This window comes from Vibrio sp. 2130-1 (assembly GCF_033339515.1).
In genome coordinates this window covers 1-913 of record NZ_JAWOUT010000123.1, presented here as the reverse complement: position 1 = coordinate 913, position 913 = coordinate 1, and the positions used below count along the sequence as shown (strand labels likewise).

Genomic DNA, 913 nt, shown 5'->3' with positions numbered 1-913 from the left:
CACCGCCACTGCGGATGACGCTACACGTCGCGACATTCTTGAACGCTTACGTTTGCATGAACCTCATGTCCACTTAGGCAGTTTTGACCGTCCGAATATCCGCTACAACCTGGTCGAGAAGCACAAGCCGATTTCTCAGATCATTCGTTATCTCGACACCCAAAAGGGCAATTGCGGCATCATTTACTGTGGTAGCCGTAAGAAAGTCGAAATGGTGACGGAGAAGTTGTGCAACAACCACATCCGTGCGGCGGGCTATCATGCAGGGATGGACGCTGATGAGCGTGCTTACGTTCAAGAGGCGTTTCAGCGTGATGACATTCAAATCGTGGTCGCGACGGTTGCCTTTGGTATGGGCATCAACAAGCCGAACGTCCGTTTTGTGGTGCACTTTGATATTCCGCGCAATATTGAATCCTACTACCAAGAAACGGGACGAGCAGGGCGAGATGGTTTACCTGCTGAAGCGATGATGTTATATGACCCTGCAGACATCAGTTGGCTACGTCGCATGCTGGATGAAAAAGACGATGGTCCGCAAAAGCAAGTAGAAAGCCATAAACTTAATGCGATGAGTGCCTTTGCGGAAGCGCAAGCCTGTCGTCGTCAGGTTCTGCTCAACTACTTTGGTGAGTACCGCGAGAAGCCTTGTGGTAACTGCGATATCTGCCTCGATCCACCCAAACATTTTGATGCGACAGAAGAAGCGCGAAAAGCGTTGTCGTGTGTTTACCGCGTTAACCAAAGCTTTGGTATGACGTATGTGGTTGAGGTGCTGCGTGGTATGCAAAATATCCGCGTGCGTGAACATGGCCACGATAAGATCTCTACATACGGCATTGGCCGCGATCACAGCCATGATTACTGGGTGAGTATCTTCCGTCAGTTAATCCACAAAGGGCTGTTGTTCCAA

The 913-nt window shown here is 50.1% G+C and carries 1 protein-coding gene; it reads left to right on the top strand.

Going from position 1 to position 913, the window contains the following annotated elements; genetic code table 11:
* A partial coding sequence (locus tag R7Q09_RS24640) for a RecQ family ATP-dependent DNA helicase (RefSeq protein WP_318143761.1) occupies window positions 1–913 on the top strand: 913 nt, incomplete at both ends.